The sequence below is a fragment of the Flavobacterium hankyongi genome (assembly GCF_036840915.1).
Lineage (GTDB): Bacteria > Bacteroidota > Bacteroidia > Flavobacteriales > Flavobacteriaceae > Flavobacterium > Flavobacterium hankyongi.
Map to the genome: position 1 here is coordinate 583,963 of NZ_CP085725.1, position 18,710 is coordinate 602,672.

Below are 18,710 nucleotides of genomic sequence, written 5' to 3' on the forward strand. Positions count from 1 at the left end.
ACAAGAAATGTTAAAAATAAAAATTGCCTTTTTAGCTACAGTTGTATTACTCATTTTCTCTTGTAACACGAAATCAAAAGAAGAAAAAACTACTGAAATTAAAACTGAAGAACACCAACATTCTGAAAGCGAAACAATTCAATTAAACAATGGTGAAAAATGGAAGGTAGATGATAATATGATGATACACATTCGTAATATGGAAAAAGATGTAGTCCATTTTGACCAAGAAAAAAGCACAAATTATTCATTATTAGCTAATAAATTAAAGACAAATATTGATATACTAACATCAAATTGTACCATGAAAGGACAAGCTCATGACGAACTTCACAAATGGTTAGTTCCATATATAGAGTTAGTCGATTCGTTTTCTAAAGAAAAATCAGCAAATCAGTTTACAGAAATTCAAAATTCGTTTAAAACATTTAATCAATATTTCCAATGATTTTAAAAAACTTACATACCGAAAATAAACCCGTTCAAACACAATTATTATTTGAACCAAAAGACGCTAAAGTAATTTCATTGCAAATAGCAAAAGGTGAAACACTTAAAGAGCACGTTTCAAAAATACCTGCATTGTTAGTTTGCATTTCAGGAAATGCTGTTTTTACTGATGATAAAGGAACAGTCGTTAATCTCAATTCAGGCAATTATGTAATGATTGAAGAAAATGTAAAACACGCTGTAAAAGCAATCGATGAAAGTAATTTCTTATTGATGAAATAATGAGTATTGCAGTAAACAACATATCAAAATCTTACAAAAAGTTAAAAGCAGTCGAAAACATTACTTTTAATGTAAATGAGGGAGAATTATTTGGTTTAATTGGACCTGATGGTGCAGGGAAAACAACTATTTTCAGAATACTAACTACGCTTTTAGTTGCTAATGAAGGAAGTGCAGAAGTCGCTGGATATGATGTAGTCAAACAACTCAAAGAAATCAGAAACTCTGTTGGCTATATGCCAGGAAAATTCTCGCTATATCAAGATTTAACTGTTGAAGAAAACTTACATTTTTTTGCCACTATTTTCGGAACCACAATTGAGGAAAATTATGATTTAATTAAAGACATATACATTCAAATTGAACCATTCAAAAACAGAAGAGCAGGTGCTCTTTCGGGCGGAATGAAACAAAAATTAGCATTATGTTGTGCGTTAATTCATGCTCCAAAAGTATTATTTCTTGACGAACCAACTACAGGAGTTGATCCCGTTTCTCGAAAAGAATTTTGGATAATGCTAAAAAGATTGCAACAAAAAGGCATTACAATATTAGTTTCAACACCCTATATGGATGAAGCTTCTCTTTGCGATAGAATTGCATTAATTCAAAAAGGCAAAATTTTAAAAATAGATACACCTGAAAATATCATTAACAACTACGAAAAAGTAATTTATGATGTACAAGCAAAAAACACACACGGATTGATTCACGATTTAAAAAATTATCCTAATCAATACAGTGTTTATGCTTTTGGTGAGTTTGTACATTACATAGATAAAAATGCAACTTTCAATCCAAACGATTTACAAACCTATTTGAAAAATAAAAATCATACGGATATAATTATTAAACCTGCTACAATAACCATTGAAGATGTTTTCATGGACTTATAAACAAAAAAATGGAAAGAGAAAAAATAATATCTGTAAAAAATTTAACGAAAGAGTTTGGTCATTTTACTGCAGTAAAAGGCATTTCATTTGATGTTTATAAAGGAGAAATTTTTGGGTTTCTAGGTGCCAATGGAGCAGGAAAAACAACAGCTATGAAAATGTTGATTGGAATTTCAAATCCTACTTCAGGTGAAGCCAATGTTGCAGGTTTTGATGTTCACTCACAAGCCGATATGGTAAAAAAAAGTATTGGTTATATGAGCCAAAAGTTCTCAATGTATGATGATTTAACTATTAAAGAAAACATTACTTTTTTTGGTGGAATTTATGGATTATCAAGAATACAAATCAAACAAAAAATCGCACAATTAATAGAAGAATTAGAACTTCAAGAAGTAGCAAATAATTTAGTAGGTTCGTTACCATTGGGTTGGAAACAAAAATTGTCGTTTTCAGTTGCATTACTGCACGAGCCAAAAATTGTTTTTCTCGATGAGCCAACAGGAGGCGTTGACCCAATAACCCGAAGACAATTTTGGGAAATGATTTATACACAAGCTTATAAAGGTACTACCATTTTTGTAACCACACATTACATGGATGAAGCAGAATATTGTGACCGTGTTTCTATTATGGTTGACGGCTCTATTGAAGCTTTAGACACCCCAAAAAATTTAAAACAACAATTCAAAGTAGATTCTATGAATGATGTTTTTTTAAAATTAGCAAGGAATATAGAATAATAAATCACTACAACACTTGAAACTTAAACTAGAAACAAAAAACAAATGAAAAGATTTATCGGATTTGTAAAAAAAGAATTCTACCATATTTTCAGAGATAAACGTTCTTTGTTTATTCTGTTTGGTATGCCGATTGCCCAAATTTTATTGTTTGGTTTTGCCATAACAAATGAAATTAACAATGTTGACATTGCCATTTTAGACCAATCAAATGATATAGAAACACAAAAAATTATCTATAAAATAAAAGCATCACCCTATTTTAATGTTGAAAACCAAATTGAAAAAGAAAGCGACATAGAATCAGAATTTAAAAAAGGAAAAATCAAGGCAGTTCTTATTTTCGAACCAAATTTTAGTAAAAATCTCGAAACCAAAAAAGTAGCAGTAGTTCAAGCAATTACCGATGCGACCGAACCTAATGTTGCCAACACAATTGCAAATTATACCTCAGCAATTATACAAAATTATCAATCGCAAAAAAAACAATCCAATAGTAATCCGGTAAAGGTTGAAGTACAATCGAGAATGTTTTATAATCCTGAACTCAAAAGTGTTTTTAATTTTGTTCCAGGTGTAATGACTGTTATTCTAATGCTTGTTTCAGCTATGATGACCTCTATTTCTATCACACGAGAAAAAGAATTAGGCACTATGGAAATTCTTTTAGTTTCTCCATTAAAACCATTTCAAGTAATTATTGGAAAAGTATTTCCTTATATTTTTCTTTCAATTATCAATGCAATAGTAATATTAACATTAGGCTATTTTGTGTTCAAAATGCCTATAAATGGAAGCATCTTTTTGTTAGCTTTTGAAAGTATATTATTTATCATTTCTGCTCTTTCATTGGGGATATTAATTTCTACCGTTTCTAATTCTCAACAAACCGCAATGATGTTATCATTAATGGGTTTGATGCTACCAGTAATTATTCTATCAGGATTTATATTTCCTATAAATAGTATGCCTTTACCCATGCAAGTAATCAGTAACATCATACCTGCAAAATGGTTCATTATTATTGTAAAAGCCATTATGCTCAAGGGAGTCGGAATTCAATATATATGGAAAGAAACCCTTATATTAATAGGGATGACTGTGTTTTTTATAACATTGAGCATCAAAAAATATAAAATTAGACTAGAGTAAGAATAGTATTACTGTAAAGGTTTAAAAACAATCATTGGGATATAAAAATAAATTATGAAATCGCCATTAACAACAAGTTTGTTGCAAACAAACACCAATGAAAATAGCGATACATATGCACCAAAAAACAAATAATATTTACATATGAAAACAATATTATTCATCATACAGAAAGAGTTTAAGCAAATTTTTAGAGATAAAAGTATGCTCCAACTGATATTTATATTACCCATTTTGCAATTATTAATTTTGTCAAATGCAGCTACATTCGATGTTAAAAATATTGTAATAACCTTTGTTGACAATGACCAAAGTCGGGAATCAAGAGATTTAATAAATTCGTTTAAATCCTCAACCTATTTTAAAGTTAAAGAACCCTATTTTTCTGAAAAAGAAGCTATCCAAGAAATGCAAAAAGGAAAAACCGACATTATTGTAAATATTCCAATTCACTTCAATCGTGACCTTCAAAAATACCAAAAAACAAGTATTTCAGTAAGTATTAATGCTATAGATGCTGCAACAGCAGGTGTTGAAAATGTATATGTAACACAAATTATAAATACATACAATCAAAACATTCAAATGCAGTCCAACTATTTTTCAGGAAACAAAGAAATACCTCAAAATATTATAGCCATACCCTCTTTTTGGTACAACAAAACCTTAAACTACAAAACCTTTATGGTTCCAGGTATCTTGGTTTTATTGGTTACCATGCTTACTTTATTTCTGTCATCAATGAATATAGTTAGAGAAAAAGAGATAGGAACATTAGAACAAATTAATGTAACACCAATAAAAAAATATCAGTTTATAGTTGGAAAATTATTTCCATTTTGGGTGCTTGGCTTAGTGATTTTGACTGTTGGTTTAGTAATATCCAAAGTTGTTTTTAATGTCCCTATGTTAGGTAATATTTTCCTTGTTTATGGTTTCACATCAGTGTATTTGCTATTAATTTTAGGATTCGGACTATACATATCTAATCATACCGAAACCCAACAACAAGCAATGTTTATTGCGTGGTTTTTTATGGTGATTTTCATATTAATGAGTGGTTTATTTACACCTATCGAAAGTATGCCAAAATGGGCACAGAACTTAACATTGTTAAATCCTATTCGATACTTTGTAGAGTTCATAAGAATGGTTCTACTAAAAGGATCTGGATTTTTTGAAGTATTGCCAAACCTATTAATTGTTACCGGATTTGCAGTATTTGTAAACGGCATGGCGGTTTGGAGTTATAAAAAATCAAATTAGAAGTTTAAGTTTTTAAAAGGTATTAAAAATGAATGGTAATAAATTAGTTACGAATGAATCTTTATTCTTTCGAGGTCCGCTATCGAGATTTAAAGAGCTAATGTTCACATTTAGGGTTCAAATTAATTTTATAAGAGCATTTAGAAAATTACATTTCCTTGGTCCATGTGTAACTATTTTTGGTTCGGCTCGGTTTACACCAGAATCAGAACATTATAAAAATGCTGAAAAAATTGGTGCAGAAATTTCTAAATTAGGTTTTACAATAATGACAGGTGGCGGACCAGGAATAATGGAAGCCGCAAATAAAGGAGCATTTGAAAATGATGGTTATTCTGTTGGTTGCAATATTGTATTGCCAAGAGAACAAAAACCAAATCCATATTTACATAAATGGATAGATATTCCTTATTTTTTTGTTCGTAAAGTTGTTTTGATAAAATATTCGTATGCCTTTGTAGTGATGCCAGGTGGAGTTGGTACTTTAGATGAATTATTTGAAGCACTTACATTGATACAAACTAAAGTAATTAAAAACTTTCCGATAATTATTTTTGATTCAGATTATCATAAAGAACTTTGTCATCATATTAAAATTATGCTTGAAAATGAAAGCATCAGTCCAGAAGATATGAAGCTCCTTTTTGTAACTGATTCTATTCCTGATTTAATTACACATCTTGAAACGCATGCAATCAAAAAATTTGGGTTAGTAAATAAACAATATAAACCAAAATGGTGGTTTTTAGAAAAATAAAACAATTCTTGTCTATGTCTTTTTAATTAATACTAAAATGTAGAAAAATATTATTTTCTTTCTTGTAAAATATCTGAAAATATAGACGAATTAGCAATAAAATATGAAAAAGAATATAGTATTAGTTTTTATTATTGTAATAACGACCATAACTTCAGCTCAAACTAAAGTAGATACAACAGCAATTCTATCTTTAGATAAAATAGCACAAGTTAACCAAGGAGAAAGTTATGTTACATTTCCTTTTGATATTGGTAATTTAGAACCCTTACTATTTGAAGCAAATGTTAGTCCTAATTTTAAAATTCGAGAACGTAAAGATTCAAGATTAATGGCAGTACTTACCTCTCAAATCATTATAAGAATGTTTGATGAATATTCATATCCAGTAAAAACACCCAGTTATATTCCTCAAATAGCATTTTATTTTCTAACAGGACATAAAGAATCAGCCAATAAATTAACACTTTTTGGTAAAATTGCACATCATTCGAATGGTCAAAACGGAAATTTCTATACCGAAAATGGAGATATCAATTTACAATCAGGAAACTTTGCAACTAATTATATAGAACTTGGATTTTTAAAATCATCATATAGTCAAAACTTGAAAGCTTTCAAATTTATAAAAAGCTCATTTGAAATCCACCCAAAGAGTTGGATGTTAGAGGAACTTCATGGTCAATATAGCGGATTGCGATGGCACAATACCTTTTTAGCTTATAAACTTCCTATGAAAACAAATCCACTTCCAAACGAAAAACAAAGAGCAAACTTCTCAATTAAAGCTGAAACGACAATAATGTTAGATAATTTTAATAATTGGAACTATTTTGACGCCAAAAGATTAAATGCAAGTCTAATTCTCTATTATCACCCAAAATTCTTAGAAGATATTGGCTTTTTTGTTCAATTCTATCATGGTATGGATTATTATAATATTTATTTTCAACATCAAATCAATACAATCCGTTTTGGTATTATGACAGAGGTTTTACGTTTTTAAAATATTTTAGAATTGAATTTAAAAATAAACACATTACTTTCAGACTTAAATGAACAGCTGAATTTTATAGATATAGAAATTGATGATACAATTAATCGATGCGAAAAAGCAATTGAAATTATAATAGTTTCAATTCAAAAACTTAAAATTTTGTTTCTCAAAGAAAAATTTAAAAATCAAGAACAAGAAATAGATTTTTTCAAAAATATAAAACCAAAGTTTACTTCAAAATTTATTTACTATAATATAATTTATAAAATCGAAACAAAAAAACCTTATGGTGGTGAAAGAATTGTAAAAAAATACCTCAACAACGAATTACAAAAACTAAAAACATATTTCGATAATAATTTAGACTTTTATAAATATTATAGAACAGGTAATAACTATCTTGATTTTAAATATTTTGTTCGTGGTAAATTCGATATAAAACTAACCATAGATAGTTTCTTTTTTGAAGTTGATCATAATTTTTCAACTTCTCATGATTTTAAAGTAGCTAAAATTTTGGCACATGATTTAGTACAAGTATATTTAGAAAATAAATTAATAGAAATAAACAACAAAAGTGTTAAAGAAAAATCACAACACAATCACAACGCAAAACTAACTTGGACAGCTCCTAAAGTTGCACTAATTGAATTACTTTACGCATTACAATCAGAAAAAGTTTTCAACAATGGATCAACTGATCTTAAAGAAATAGCTGAATATCTCGAAAATATTTTCAATGTTGATTTAGGACAATACCGAAGAACTTTTCTTGAAATTCGAGTTCGCAAGACGGAAAGAACCAAATTTTTAAATACTTTAAAAGAAACTTTAGAGAAAAGAATGAATAATTCTGACGAACCAATTTAATTTTAGATTTGTCCTATTTTAAATAAAATCGTTCACAACTCTGTTTGCGTTGTGAGTTTTATTTATTCAAAACATACAAATTTGTACCATAACAATCTAAAACATACGTTATGGCAATCGAAGTTATCACTCGCGAAGACTTAAACGAATTCAGAAGTCTACTTTTGAACGATTTAAAAGAAATCATTCAATCCAAACCTCAACAAACTAAACAATGGCTCAAATCCAATGAAGTCCGCAAACTGTTAAACATCTCTCCTGGTACTTTACAAAATCTCCGCATCAACGGAACACTAACCTATACCAAAATAGGCGGCATAATGTACTACGACAATTCAGATATTGATAAGTTATTAAATGGAAATAAGGTTAATGCTTTACCTACTCTATTCAAGTAAAGTCATTGCGAGGAACAATGCAATCTTTTCTAATCACTTTTCACTAATTACTAATCACTAGTAAATGAATTATATCAAACACCTAACAGGTTTCTTCGAAAAAGTAGCCGTTGATAAAACGCTCAACCCAACACACGTAAGCTTGTACATTGCTTTATTTCAGTTTTGGAACTGCAACCGCTTCAAAAATCCAATAAGCATAAATCGCGATGAGGTGATGAGAATAAGTAAAATTAGTTCCAAAGCAACCTATCACAAATGTCTGAAGAACTTGCATAGTTTGGGTTACATCAATTACGAACCATCATACAATCCATTCAAAGGAAGTCATGTCATTTTATTCAACTTTTCGGAAGATTTAAAACCGTTACCAAAATCCGAAAGAAAACCAAAAAATGAACCACTTATTGAACTTGTTTCTGAACAAGCTTTGAACAAGTCTTGTACTAGTAGTGAAACAGGTACTGAACAAGCAGTAGTACCTTCTATAAACTATATAAACAATACAAACATTTTAAACGATAAAAACGTTTCAAACTTGGAAAAGCTCACAAAAAATTTTGAAGAAATAAATAATTACAATTTAGAAAATGAAAATTCAAAAGAAGAAAAAAGTTCCGCGAAAAAAGAAGAAAAGTTACATCCATTAATCGAAGAAGTTAAAACCTATTTCCAAGAAAATAACTTTCCGGAACAAGAAGCTCAAAAATTCTACAATTACTTCAAAAGTGTCGGTTGGTTAGTCGGAGGTAAAACACCAATGGTCGATTGGCAAGCAGCAGCACAAAATTGGATGATTAACGCACCAAAATTTATTTCAAATGCAGAACAGCCCAACAGAGCAAAACAACTCAACACAACAACCGACAAAGATTATTCAGAGCCATTATAGTCTTTTTGTCATACTGAACTTGTTTCAGTATCTCATCCTTTGCGAACCTTGCGGTTCAAATTAAAAAATCAGTGTAAATCTGTTTAATCCGTGTCATCCGCGTTCCAAAAACTTCGCTTTAGCGAACAAAAAGCAACCCAATGAATGAAAATATAAAATCACATTACAGCTACACCGAAGTAATCAATTGGCTCGAAGCAAAAGGCATCGAACTATACGGCAATCATTTCAAAATCCTTGAAAACGATTACCCAATAGTTTACAAGCTAATTGCCTATTTTCTAAAAGACGAACCAACTTGTTTTCAATACGGTATAAACCTCAACAAGGGCATTTTATTAACTGGACCAATCGGCTGCGGAAAAACATCATTGATGAATTTAATGAAATACCTAACAGCAACAGAACATAAGTTTTTCGTAAAACCATGTCGAGACATAAGTTTTGAATTTATCCAGGACGGATATCAAATAATCCATAAATACAGCATCGGCAAACTCTACCAATCAGAACCAAGAACCTATTGCTTTGACGATTTAGGAACAGAAAACAACTTAAAATATTTCGGTAACGAATGCAATGTAATGGCAGAAATTCTATTAAGCAGATATGATCTATTCATTTCAAAAAAACTCCAAACCCACATAACCACAAACCTATCAGCCACAGAAATAGAAAAACATTACGGAAATCGAGTTAGAAGCCGTTTACGTGAGATGGTAAATTTAATTGCATTTGAAAAATCAACACAAGATAAGAGATAAAAGTTGTCACACTGAGCGCAGTCGAAGTGCTTCGCGAACTTTGTGCCTTCTTTGTGCTCTTTGTGGTTAAAAAAATAATAACATGAAAACTATAACCAACTTCTGGAACTACTTCCAACAAAACAACTTCGTTTTTCTACTCCTAAACGAAATCCCAAAAGACGAACTAAAAATCCATTTAGACAAACTAATCGAAATACTCCATCAATATAACAAAGACCTAGATCTCATCATTAAAAACAAAAAAAACGGTGCAGAATTAATCATTACCGCAAACGGAAATCCTTATCTTTTCAAAGAAGTAGAATTACTAGTTCATCATGCACCAGTTGTAGAACGTTGGAAAATAACACCGTTCCTTCAACCAGAAACCAACCTAACCAAATACGAAAACGGCACAGACAAACCACTAGAATATTACGGCATCACTTTACGAATAAGCGAAATGTATTTCATCCCATTAGAAAACCCAAACAAACCAACCGATTTAGGAATAAAAGTACTACTCAAAAACTACATTGTCCACAAAGACAACCCAAGACTTCGTGAAGCAGTTTATGTGCACATTGAACATCTAATTGGAGAAAAAGCATTTGCTAATGATATAGCTTTTATTGAGATTGGACAATGGGAAGGAGATGATGAAAACCAAATTGAATTATATAATCTAAAATATTATATCGACATTGAAATGCGTAATTAAGTTTCGGCAATAAATTCAGTTTACTGCCAAAGCTTAATAAATTTTCCACCTACAAAACACTATAAGATTCTTTAGTAAATCACTAATATAATTCATTCAAGTACAAATAAATGATGTTTTTTTGTAAATAAAATTTACCTAATTCTGATAACACTACTATAAAAATGTATCGTAGGTCTAAATATATAACATAGAAGAATTAAAAAAAGTTATCCTAAATGTTTTTTGTCCCATTTTTTTACTAAATTTGGGACAAACATAACATTAAGATGAAACCACAATCTATTCACAATCAAATAGAAGAAAAAATAAAATCTTTAAAAAAGGAAGCATTCTATTTATAGCCGATTTTATAGAGTTCGGTACTGCCGAAAATGTAAAAAAGGTACTATTGCGATTAGAAAAAAAAGAAATTTTAATTCGATTAGCACACGGTATTTATCTATATCCAAAAAAAGATAAAATCCTTGGAACCCTATTCCCTTCAACCGAAGAAATTGCAGTAGCCATAGCAAAAAGAGATAAAGCAAGAATAATTTCTACAGGTGTACAAGCATTGCAACAACTTGGCTTATCAACACAAGTACCTATGAATATAGTCTATTTGACTGATGGAGCACCAAGAAAAATTAAAGTTGGCAAAAGAACAATCACATTCAAAAAAACCACTCCCAAAAACCTGACCATTAAAGATAAAAAACTCAACATTGTAATCCAAGGATTAAAAGAGTTAGGCAAAGACAATGTAGATGAAAATGCTAAACAAAAAATTAAAAAAGTATTGTACCAAATGTCCATTGAAAGTATAAAAGAAGATAGTGTTGCAGCACCAACATGGATTAGAAATACAATCCTTGAATTAATAAATAAAGACTAATATGAACGAGTGGCTTAAACTATCCGAAAAAAGACGGCTTGAAATACTAAACCAAGTCAACAATCAAACAGGACTTCCAACCGATGCAATTGAAAAAGATTGGTGGGTAACCATTACGTTAAAAGCAATATTTTCTTCAAAATTTGCACAACATTTAGTTTTTAAAGGCGGCACATCACTAAGCAAAGCCTATAACTTAATAGAACGTTTCTCAGAAGATATAGACTTATCAATTGATAGAACGATGTTAGGATTTGAGGGCGAGTTATCAAAAACACAAATAAAAAAACTTCGTAAAGCTTCGGGTAATTTTATAGTAGGTGAATTTAAAGAAGAATTGATTTCAGAACTAGAAAAGCTGGGAGTAAATAAAGAAAATTATAATTTAATCTTTGATGATGAAATAGATGATACAAGTGATCCGCATCGTATAGAATTAGAATACAACTCAATAGTTGAAGCAGGAGAATACATTCCGCAAAGGGTTATCATTGAATTAGGAGCAAGAGCTTTGCTAGAGCCAAACGAACAAAAAAAAATTCAATCAATCATTGGCCAAATATATCCGGAACAAGCTTTTACAATTCAACCTTTTGAAGTAATTGTAGTGGTACCAACCAAAACCTTTTTAGAAAAAATAATGTTGTTGCATGAAGAATTTCTGAAGCCAACCGAAAACATAAGACATTACAGAATGTCAAGACATCTTTACGATATAGAAAAACTAATGGACCACGATTACGGAAAAGAAGCAATAAAAAATAAAGAGCTATTCGAAACACTAGTCCAACACAGAAGTAAATACACACCTATAAGAGGAATTTCGTATGATTTACACACACCACAAACAATAAATTTCATTCCACCAGCAGAAGTAACTGAACTTTGGAAAAAAGACTACCAAGCCATGCAAGAGTTTATGATTTATGGAGATACAATGGAGTTTGAAGAATTGATAGATAAATTAAAAAATCTAAATGAAATATTTAGAGCTAAATAAATTTAAAATAAAGAATAATTTATGATTCAACTAATAAATCCTAATGATATTCATTCAGCGGCTGATACGTGGAATGGATTTATATATCAAGGTAAAGTTGCTTTATATCATGTATTAAAATTAATAAACGAAAGAGATAGTGTTGACGGATTGCATTTACAGCTTGATTCATTAGAAGATTTTGCGATAATACGATATGAAAATAACGAACCCAAACCAATAACGCTACATCAAGTAAAGGCTGTCAAAAGCCATTATTATTCAAGATATAAAGAAGCTTTTGAAAAATTAGAACAAAGGAAAGACAATTTCCCTTGTGATGATGAAGCCTATTTTCATTTAGCAACAGAGAATGAAGAAACTAAAGCTGATATTGAAGATAAGCATGCAAAGCTTAAAATTTATGAGTATGATGGTAATCCTTATTGTAAAATTGATGAGTTGCAAGACAAAATAAAAGTTCAAGCTAGCAATTGTTTGAATAAATTAGGATTAATACATTTATCAAATGATAATTACTTGGAAATTTTATGTAATGAACTAGAATCTTTAATAACCAATAATATTGTTTTAATTCATGCCCAAAATCATTCACCTAACGGAGATTCTATAAATAAATCTGCATATTATAGTACAATTTCATTGAATAGATTTAGAAATATTCTTATTACAGACTTAACAAGTATTCAGCAAGACAAAAACTATTTTATTAAGAAACTTAAGATTGACTTAAATAGATATTACCAAGAATTTTGCCTTGAATCCGAGGATGAAATTGATGATGAAGCTCAAATAAAACTACATCAATATTTGGTATATTTTAATAGTTTGAATAATCCACAATTTGAGGGTTTTTTGCAAAAAATAATGCCTCATAGACATGTAAAATTTTCAACACTTCAAGAATACAAAGATAATTCCCTGCTAATAAATGAAGTAAAAACTGCTTTTTTAAGTATCCTTCATGGGATTAGAAGTCCAGATGAAATAAATAAAATAGGTTGGACAGATAGTCTAAGTAAAAAATATTTTCCTTCAAGTATAATTGTTTCAAATTCATCTGCAAGTAAACAAAATATTTCAATAGATATACTAAACACTGCATTAGATACACTGATTGAAGTTCCTTTTAATTCAGATTATGTAATTACAGAAGGATGTAATGTGTCATCTATTATTGAAGAAGCAAATAAATCAACTAGAATAAACCAATCGGACATTGACATTTTAAATAATTCAACTTCTTCTGAATATGATAAAATTACTAAATGGAAAAAGATTTCATTAATTGATTTAGAACAAGCAAAACAAAAACTAAATGAAAACAATAATTAACAACATATTTTCTCAATTAGGACTTAGCAATAAAGAATTGGAAATAGGTTCTTTATATTCATTTGATGATATTAATAAAAAATCTTATTGGTTAATAATAGAAACAGATAACCTAATTAATGTTATTGAAAATCAGGCGAATTATTTTGAAGAAGCAAAAAAAATAATAAATAATGAATGGTTTGATAAGAATGTAAATTTATTAATCTTACACAGAGTTGAAAATTTTGAAAATTTTCAAAGTTTGGTTTTGGAGATTGAGGAAGACCCATATTTGTTCAAAAAACAAATTATTCTATACAATGATTCTGAAGTAGAAAAGTTAAATCAAGCACTAGAGCAACAACAACAAAATATTAAAGGTTTTATTGAAAATAAAATTTTAGAGGAAGAAGTATTTAAAAAGCATAAAGAGAATATCAATAATAACGATTATGAATCTCTTCTTTATCGTCTAGTTCATAAAATCCCATTAATAAACCTCAATATTGTCCAAGAAAATGGTTTGGATGCTTTAACTGATAATAATAGACAGAAAATTGAAAATGGTTCATTTGGAAGCCTAAACAATTTAATTGATCAAAACTTTTTCAATAGAGATGTTGAAAATATTGATGAAATGAACGCAGATATTATATATGACATTTTATTACCAACATTGAAGTCAGATGAAAATTAAAAAAATAGAAATCCATAATTTTAAAGTTTTTCAAAATATAATTATCGATTTTGAATCTTCAGATTTAATTGTTTTTGATGGTCCTAATGGATTTGGAAAAACATCAATTTATGATGCAATAGAATTATTATTTACGGGTAAAATAAGACGATTTGATGACTTAGAAGGAAAAGTAGTAGATCGAAGAGAAAGCTATAACGAGCATCCATTCTTATGTGATTATAATGATGGTGATATATCTGTAAAAATAGAATTTACCAAAGGTGATTCTTTATTTGTTTTAGAAAGAATTGCAAAAAGAGACGAACTATCTAATTCTGTGAATTTTAGCTTATATAAACTATATAAAAAAAATAATTTTAATTCTAATGAAAAAAATTTAATTCAAAATGAAGAGGAGTATTTAAATCAAATTTTAGGTAAAAACTATAAACAAAATTTTCAGTACTTAAACTACATAGAACAGGAGGATAGTCTGTTTTTATTAAAAAATAAAGATAAGGATAGAAAACAGCATATATCCCATTTATTTAATGTTTATGAATTTGAAAACAAAATAACAAAAATTGATAAGCTAAAAAATAAAATTAGTGGATTATGTAACGGTGACAAAAAAGATGAAATTGACAATTTAAAGGATTCAATAAAAAAAATTGAAGATTTTTTAGCATCAGAATTTAATAATACAGAGTATATAAAATTATTTTCTGATAGAGAAATAAATTGGGATTTAGAAGATTTCAATTATCAGAATATCAGCTATGAAAATCTTTTTAATGAAGACGGAACCATTACCAGATTAAAAAAATTAATTGAAAACAAGGGATTATTTAGAAGTTATATTCGAAATGAAAAGATTAGTAACATAATTTCAGATACCGAAAGAATTGAAAGCTTCTTACTGTATTATAAATTTCTTCCACAAAGAGAAGCTTTAAGAATTCAAAAAAATGAATACATAAGCATAAATAAAATTATTGATACTCTAACGGAATTTTCCATTGATAATATTAAAGATGATTCATTTGTATTTGAACTTGAAGACTTTGATTTTATTGAGGAGGTTTTAATTTCAAATTTAAATCAAGGGCATGAATCACTTAAAGTTAGATTCAAAGAGTTAGATGAATTAGAAAGTATTTATTCTAAAATAAAAGAATCTAGAGAAAAGTTAGTTGATAATATTAAAAACCTAAAAGAAGCGGAGAATATAGAAACAACTGGTACTTGTTTTTTATGTGGTTATGATTGGGACAATATTGATGATTTATTAGAAAACATAGAAATTCAATCAGTTAGTTTGGAAGGAATTACTTCATCAAAAAGTAGAATTTTTAATGAGGAATTAATTAATTTTAAGGAAGATGTTATACTTCCAATTATAGAAATTTTAAATCAGAAAATCACTGAACTTAAAGTTGATATAATCTTTATAAATAAGTTTTTATCAATTGATGAAACTTTTTTTACTAAAGTAAAAAAGGAATTTGAAAATATTGATTTCGATTTTAAAGATTATTTGAACGAGACATTAAGCAGTGAAAGTGTAATTGATATAGAAAATATTACTCCAATATTAAATTCACTCAAATTAGAAATAGAATTAGATAGTGTTGAAACATATTTTAAAGAGTTTTTTACTCAGTATTTCGATAATAAGTTTGATTTATTGAATTCTATGGAAATAGAAAATTTAATCAAAAAAGAAAATTATTTAAAGTATAAATATTCATTATTACAAAACGAAACTCTAGATAAAAACAAACAAGAGTTACATAACAAAGAAAGTAAATTCAATAATGCGAAAACATTAGAAGATAATTTGAAAAATCTGAATAGCATCTATAAAAAATCTCTAAAAGAATATCAGAAAAAAGTAATAAAAGACATTGAAATTATTTTTCATATATACTCAGGAAGAATTATGCAGGATTTTCAAGGAGGTTTAGGATTATTTATTTATTCTGATAAAGATGGTATAAGATTTCAAACTAATCCATCCAAAACTTTTGATGCAGTTTTCTCTATGAGTTCCGGTCAACTATCAGCATTGATTATTTCTTTTACTCTAGCATTGCATAAAAAGTATTCTCAAAACAAGATTATTTTGATTGATGACCCAGTTCAAACTATGGATGAAATCAATATTGCAGGATTCATAGAATTACTAAGAAATGAATTTTATTCAAATCAATTAATAATTTCAACCCATGAGGATATGGCTTCAGCATATATGAGGTATAAATTCAAAAATTATGGTTTGGCACAAAAAAGGATTAATTTAAAATCTTATTCCGTAAATCACAATGGCTAATTACGATTTTTCAACTTTAAATGATAGAGACTTAGAGGAATTGACAAGAGATTTACTTTCAAAAGTACTGAATGTAAATTTTCAGTCATTCAAACCAGGAAAAGATAAAGGTATTGATTTAAGATATTCAACAGTAAATGATGAAAATGAAATAGTAGTTCAAGTTAAACATTACTTAGGTTCTGGTATCTCAAAATTAAAGTTAGATTTAAGTAATAACGAAACTCAAAAAGTAGTTACTTTAAAACCTAAAAGATACATATTCTGTACTTCATTACCATTATCTCCACAAGACAAGGAAGATATTAAAAACATTTTCAATCCTTATATACACTCTACATCAGATGTTATAGGCAAAGAAGACCTAAATAAATGGTTAGATGATTATCCTGAAATTCAAGAAAGACATTTTAAACTTTGGCTGTCGTCAATTGATATAATTAAAAAAATAGTCAAAAATGGTATCAAAGGAAGATCAGAATTTTATAAAGAAAAAATAATAAAAGAAATTACAGTATATGTCCCAAATAAGACTCACAGTGAAGCAGTAAGTGCGCTAAACAAAAATCATTTCATATTAGTTACTGGTGCTCCAGGTATTGGAAAATCAACATTAGCCAATATGCTTACTTATCAATTTTTAGCTGAAGATTTTGAATTAGTATATGTTAGGGAAATTACTGAAGCAGAAGAAGCTTTTTCTCCTGAAAAGAAACAAATATTTTATTTTGATGACTTTTTAGGTGCAATTACTCTGGATTTATATAGTTCAAGGAATGCTGATTCTGCAATTGTGAATTTTATTGAGAGAGTAAGAGATGATAAACATAAAAGATTAATATTAACTTGTCGAACAACAATTTTAAATCAGGCAAAAAATATTTCTGATAAAATTGAAAATTCTAACATTGATATTTCAAATTATGAAGTTAGAATTGAAAACTACACAAATTGGGATAAAGCAAGAATTTTGTATAATCACATATATCTTTCTGATTTATCAGATGAACAAAAGTTAATTTATTTTCAGAATGATTTTCATTGGAAAGTAATTAAACATCGATACTATAATCCTAGACTAATCCAAGGTATCACTAGTAAAAGTAATCTAGTTGATACAGAGTATTCAGAAAATTTTGTTTTAGAAATACTAAATGACCCAAATAAAATATGGGAAAAGCCATTTAATATACAGATTTCAAATGTTTCCAGATTGTTGCTACTTACGATGTACTCATTAAGTGGTGGAATTTATTATGTTACAGATGAAAGACTAAAAGAAGCTTTTAATAGTAGAATAAATCACGAAGTTGTTTATAATAATTATCAAAAAAATGGAAATGAATATAATTTTGCTTTAAAAGAATTAGTAGGAGCTTTCATTATTAGAACTATTGACAAAAATGACACTAGATATAGTTTTTTTAATCCATCAATAGATGACTTTATTTTTACATATTTTCAAAATTCTAATGAAGAATATTTACAACTACTTAAATCATCTGTATTCTTCGAGCAATTCAAATATCGAATAGCAACTACAGTAGTTAAAGGTGAAAAAAGAATAAGCTTTTCTAATAAAAATAGCAGAAAAAAATTATACGACACATTTAGCGAAAAGAAAGATTTTCTTAAGGGATTTCATAGTAATGCTAACCTAAACATTATATCTATTCTTATTAGATTATTTAGCAAAAGTGAAATTGAAGTAGAATTATTAAAGAGAATAAATGATTTAGATATTAGTTATTTAAGTTGGGAAGATAGAGATAATTTAATAGAAATTTTAAAATATATAGCTGAAAATAACCTAATTAAAAAAATCAATAATTTACCAAATTTAATTAAAGCCCTTTCTAAAGACATACCATCTCATTACCTTATTAAGACTTTTTCAAATCTAATAAAATCAAATATATGCTATTCTGATTTTATTAGTGAATCAAAAATAAAAAACAACAACTATTATAATGAAATACAGAAAAATATTGATATTTCTTGGGAAAAACTTTCAAATGATTATATGACAGATGCTTACGGAATTGATAACACTTTAGAGATTGATGAATTGGATGATATTGTAAATAAACGAAAGCAAGAAGCTATCCAAATTAATATAGATATTGGATTAGATGCATCTGAAGCAATTATTGAATATGAATTTGATACTTCATCTCAAATAGAATTTAACAAAGAAAAAAGTAAAGATAAGGATGTAAAAATTCAGTCATATAAAGAAAATACTAGAGATGAAGTTTTAGAAATAAATCGACTATTTAACTCAATTAGTAAAGATAGAAATTTATTTATTGCTCCTTTTTAATCTTGCAATTTA

At 28.2% G+C, this 18,710-nt stretch carries 19 protein-coding genes; all 19 read left to right on the forward strand.

Going from position 1 to position 18,710, the window contains the following annotated elements; all coding sequences use genetic code 11:
* Positions 1-7 precede the first annotated feature (7 nt).
* The 19 genes from LJY17_RS02715 to LJY17_RS02805 all read left to right on the forward strand — a co-directional run bounded on the left by LJY17_RS02715 (position 8) and on the right by LJY17_RS02805 (position 18,698).
* Positions 8-448: a hypothetical protein gene (locus LJY17_RS02715; protein ID WP_231843186.1), complete on the forward strand. Its 441-nt coding sequence runs from the start codon at positions 8-10 to the stop codon at positions 446-448.
* Positions 445-732 carry a hypothetical protein gene (locus LJY17_RS02720; protein WP_264542333.1) on the forward strand — a complete coding sequence of 96 codons (288 nt, stop codon included), beginning with the start codon at positions 445-447 and terminating at the stop codon, positions 730-732. Before LJY17_RS02715 ends, LJY17_RS02720 begins: the two co-directional genes overlap by 4 nt.
* The gene (locus LJY17_RS02725; RefSeq protein ID WP_231843185.1) at positions 732-1,628 is read left to right on the forward strand and encodes an ABC transporter ATP-binding protein; all 897 of its coding nucleotides are present in this window, start codon (positions 732-734) and stop codon (positions 1,626-1,628) included. The genes LJY17_RS02720 and LJY17_RS02725 overlap by 1 nt, the downstream gene beginning before the upstream one ends.
* 8 nt (positions 1,629-1,636) lie before the next feature.
* Positions 1,637-2,371 carry an ABC transporter ATP-binding protein gene (locus tag LJY17_RS02730; protein WP_112112173.1) on the forward strand — a complete coding sequence of 245 codons (735 nt, stop codon included), beginning with the start codon at positions 1,637-1,639 and terminating at the stop codon, positions 2,369-2,371.
* 45 nt (positions 2,372-2,416) lie between these two features.
* Entirely contained in the window at positions 2,417-3,523 is a 1,107-nt protein-coding gene (locus LJY17_RS02735; RefSeq protein WP_112112172.1) for an ABC transporter permease, read from the forward strand.
* Positions 3,524-3,667: 144 nt separating this feature from the next.
* Positions 3,668-4,789: an ABC transporter permease gene (locus tag LJY17_RS02740; RefSeq protein ID WP_264542334.1), complete on the forward strand. Its 1,122-nt coding sequence runs from the start codon at positions 3,668-3,670 to the stop codon at positions 4,787-4,789.
* A 28-nt stretch (positions 4,790-4,817) separates the two neighbouring features.
* The gene (locus tag LJY17_RS02745; protein ID WP_105045934.1) at positions 4,818-5,546 is read left to right on the forward strand and encodes a TIGR00730 family Rossman fold protein; all 729 of its coding nucleotides are present in this window, start codon (positions 4,818-4,820) and stop codon (positions 5,544-5,546) included.
* Positions 5,547-5,649: 103 nt separating this feature from the next.
* The gene (locus LJY17_RS02750) at positions 5,650-6,552 is read left to right on the forward strand and encodes a hypothetical protein (protein WP_171221820.1); all 903 of its coding nucleotides are present in this window, start codon (positions 5,650-5,652) and stop codon (positions 6,550-6,552) included.
* A gap of 12 nt (positions 6,553-6,564) precedes the next feature.
* Positions 6,565-7,413, forward strand: a complete 849-nt coding sequence (locus LJY17_RS02755) for an RteC domain-containing protein (RefSeq protein ID WP_264542335.1) — start codon at positions 6,565-6,567, stop codon at positions 7,411-7,413.
* Between the two features lie 110 nt (positions 7,414-7,523).
* On the forward strand, positions 7,524-7,811 hold the full coding sequence (locus LJY17_RS02760) for a helix-turn-helix domain-containing protein (RefSeq protein WP_064715049.1): 288 nt from the start codon (positions 7,524-7,526) through the stop codon (positions 7,809-7,811).
* A 64-nt stretch (positions 7,812-7,875) separates the two neighbouring features.
* A complete protein-coding gene (locus LJY17_RS02765) occupies positions 7,876-8,703 on the forward strand; it encodes a transcriptional regulator (RefSeq protein WP_171221822.1) in 828 nt (275 codons plus the stop codon).
* A 140-nt stretch (positions 8,704-8,843) separates the two neighbouring features.
* Complete coding sequence (locus LJY17_RS02770; protein WP_264542336.1) at positions 8,844-9,467, forward strand: ATPase; 624 nt, start codon at positions 8,844-8,846, stop codon at positions 9,465-9,467.
* A gap of 82 nt (positions 9,468-9,549) precedes the next feature.
* Entirely contained in the window at positions 9,550-10,170 is a 621-nt protein-coding gene (locus LJY17_RS02775; RefSeq protein ID WP_264542337.1) for a hypothetical protein, read from the forward strand.
* A 331-nt stretch (positions 10,171-10,501) separates the two neighbouring features.
* Entirely contained in the window at positions 10,502-11,047 is a 546-nt protein-coding gene (locus LJY17_RS02780; protein WP_264544874.1) for a DUF6088 family protein, read from the forward strand.
* 1 nt (position 11,048) lies between these two features.
* Positions 11,049-12,047: a nucleotidyl transferase AbiEii/AbiGii toxin family protein gene (locus tag LJY17_RS02785; protein WP_264542338.1), complete on the forward strand. Its 999-nt coding sequence runs from the start codon at positions 11,049-11,051 to the stop codon at positions 12,045-12,047.
* Between the two features lie 21 nt (positions 12,048-12,068).
* A complete protein-coding gene (locus tag LJY17_RS02790) occupies positions 12,069-13,382 on the forward strand; it encodes an ABC-three component system protein (RefSeq protein WP_264542339.1) in 1,314 nt (437 codons plus the stop codon).
* A complete protein-coding gene (locus tag LJY17_RS02795) occupies positions 13,366-14,061 on the forward strand; it encodes an ABC-three component system middle component 1 (protein WP_264542340.1) in 696 nt (231 codons plus the stop codon). Before LJY17_RS02790 ends, LJY17_RS02795 begins: the two co-directional genes overlap by 17 nt.
* Complete coding sequence (locus tag LJY17_RS02800; RefSeq protein ID WP_264542341.1) at positions 14,051-16,375, forward strand: AAA family ATPase; 2,325 nt, start codon at positions 14,051-14,053, stop codon at positions 16,373-16,375. The genes LJY17_RS02795 and LJY17_RS02800 overlap by 11 nt, the downstream gene beginning before the upstream one ends.
* A complete protein-coding gene (locus LJY17_RS02805; protein WP_264542342.1) occupies positions 16,368-18,698 on the forward strand; it encodes a restriction endonuclease in 2,331 nt (776 codons plus the stop codon). The genes LJY17_RS02800 and LJY17_RS02805 overlap by 8 nt, the downstream gene beginning before the upstream one ends.
* Positions 18,699-18,710: the final 12 nt, after the last annotated feature.

Coding starts and splice junctions, on each gene's coding strand:
- LJY17_RS02790 (WP_264542339.1), top strand. CDS start 12,069: ATGATTCAACTAATAAATCCTAATGATATTCATTCAGCGGCTGATACG.
- LJY17_RS02800 (WP_264542341.1), top strand. CDS start 14,051: ATGAAAATTAAAAAAATAGAAATCCATAATTTTAAAGTTTTTCAAAAT.
- LJY17_RS02715 (WP_231843186.1), top strand. CDS start 8: ATGTTAAAAATAAAAATTGCCTTTTTAGCTACAGTTGTATTACTCATT.
- LJY17_RS02795 (WP_264542340.1), top strand. CDS start 13,366: ATGAAAACAATAATTAACAACATATTTTCTCAATTAGGACTTAGCAAT.
- LJY17_RS02750 (WP_171221820.1), top strand. CDS start 5,650: ATGAAAAAGAATATAGTATTAGTTTTTATTATTGTAATAACGACCATA.
- LJY17_RS02775 (WP_264542337.1), top strand. CDS start 9,550: ATGAAAACTATAACCAACTTCTGGAACTACTTCCAACAAAACAACTTC.
- LJY17_RS02725 (WP_231843185.1), top strand. CDS start 732: ATGAGTATTGCAGTAAACAACATATCAAAATCTTACAAAAAGTTAAAA.
- LJY17_RS02760 (WP_064715049.1), top strand. CDS start 7,524: ATGGCAATCGAAGTTATCACTCGCGAAGACTTAAACGAATTCAGAAGT.
- LJY17_RS02770 (WP_264542336.1), top strand. CDS start 8,844: ATGAATGAAAATATAAAATCACATTACAGCTACACCGAAGTAATCAAT.
- LJY17_RS02805 (WP_264542342.1), top strand. CDS start 16,368: ATGGCTAATTACGATTTTTCAACTTTAAATGATAGAGACTTAGAGGAA.
- LJY17_RS02785 (WP_264542338.1), top strand. CDS start 11,049: ATGAACGAGTGGCTTAAACTATCCGAAAAAAGACGGCTTGAAATACTA.
- LJY17_RS02735 (WP_112112172.1), top strand. CDS start 2,417: ATGAAAAGATTTATCGGATTTGTAAAAAAAGAATTCTACCATATTTTC.
- LJY17_RS02740 (WP_264542334.1), top strand. CDS start 3,668: ATGAAAACAATATTATTCATCATACAGAAAGAGTTTAAGCAAATTTTT.
- LJY17_RS02765 (WP_171221822.1), top strand. CDS start 7,876: ATGAATTATATCAAACACCTAACAGGTTTCTTCGAAAAAGTAGCCGTT.
- LJY17_RS02745 (WP_105045934.1), top strand. CDS start 4,818: ATGAATGGTAATAAATTAGTTACGAATGAATCTTTATTCTTTCGAGGT.
- LJY17_RS02730 (WP_112112173.1), top strand. CDS start 1,637: ATGGAAAGAGAAAAAATAATATCTGTAAAAAATTTAACGAAAGAGTTT.
- LJY17_RS02720 (WP_264542333.1), top strand. CDS start 445: ATGATTTTAAAAAACTTACATACCGAAAATAAACCCGTTCAAACACAA.